General features: G+C 69.0%; 1 protein-coding gene. It reads left to right on the plus strand.

Features of this window, described 5'->3' with window-relative positions; all coding sequences use genetic code 11:
• Positions 1 to 55 precede the first annotated feature (55 nt).
• Positions 56 to 1,470: ISAzo13 family transposase (locus OO52_RS45415; RefSeq protein WP_030941179.1), on the plus strand; the 1,415-nt coding region annotated here is incomplete at its 3' end.

Genomic DNA, 1,470 nt, shown 5'->3' on the forward strand with positions numbered 1-1,470 from the left:
AGGGCTTGCAGATCATCAATGTGTTGCTTCCGGCTTCGGGGCTCGTTGGTGTGGTATGCGCATCTCGGTCGAGGCCCGTACCCAACTCTCCATGAAATTTGCCGTGTTGTTCCCGCATCTCGACGAACGCCAACGACGTCTGATGCTGGGAGCGGAGGCCCGGCTGCTGGGACATGGCGGGATCCGCGCCGTCGCCGGGGCGGCAGGGGTCAGTGAGACGACGGTCCGCAAGGGCGTGTTCGAGCTGGAGGCCGGCGAGGCCCCGTTGGGACGGGTGCGACGCCCGGGCGGTGGACGCAAGCGGGTCGCGGACCTCGATCCGGGGCTGCGGCCCGCGCTGCTGGCCCTGGTCGAACCGGACGAGCGGGGTGATCCGATGTCGCCGCTGCGGTGGACCGTGAAGTCGACCCGGACGCTCGCGCGGGAGCTGACCCGAAGCGGACACCAGGTCGGCGCCGACACCGTCGCCGACCTGCTGCGGGAAGAAGGCTTCAGTCTGCAGGCCAACGCCAAGACCGTGGAGGGCGGCCAGCACGCGGACCGGGACGCACAGTTCCGCTATCTCAACGAGCAGGTCCGCGAGCACCGGGATGTCGGGCAACCCGTGATCAGCGTGGACACCAAGAAGAAGGAACTCGTCGGCCAGTTCAAGAACAGCGGTCGGTCATGGCGGCCCGCCGGTGAGCCAGCTGCAGTCAGCGTCCACGACTTCGCCGATCCGGCGCTGGGCAAGGCGATCCCCTACGGTGTCTACGACCTGGCGGCGAACACCGGCTGGATCAACGTCGGCACCGACCACGACACCGCCGCGTTCGCGGTGGAATCGATCCGCCGCTGGTGGAACGATCAGGGCCAGGCCGCCTATCCGCAGGCGACACGGCTGCTGATCACTGCCGATGCGGGCGGCTCCAACGGCTACCGCACCCGGGCCTGGAAACTCGAGCTGGCCCGGCTCGCCGCAGAGGCCGGCCTGACCATCACCGTCTGCCACCTGCCACCCGGCACCTCGAAGTGGAACAAGATCGAGCACCGGCTTTTCTCGCACATCACCATGAACTGGCGCGGCCGCCCACTGACCAGCCACGAAGTCATCGTCCAGTCCATCGCAGCGACCACCACCGGCACCGGGTTGCGCGTCACGGCCCGACTGGACACCGACGCCTATCCCACTGGGGTGGCCGTGGGCGACGCGGAGATGGCAGCCCTGCCGCTGACCCGACACGCCTTCCACGGCGAGTGGAACTACGTCCTGCACCCCCAGCCGGCCCCGTCCGTCCCGGCGGCCCGAACCCCGCAGCCACCCACGCAGGAATGGGACCGGGCCCTGCTGATCGACCCCGCACTGACCGGACTGTCCCCGCACCAGCTGGACGACCTGACGCAGATCCTTGCCCCGGACGGTGATCCCGGACGCGGGCGTCCGCCCCGGCTCGTCTTCCATGACCAAGTCCTGGCCACCGTTCTGCACCT

It is taken from the genome of Streptomyces flaveolus, from assembly GCF_000716535.1.
GTDB classification, from domain to species: Bacteria; Actinomycetota; Actinomycetes; order Streptomycetales; family Streptomycetaceae; genus Streptomyces; species Streptomyces flaveolus_A.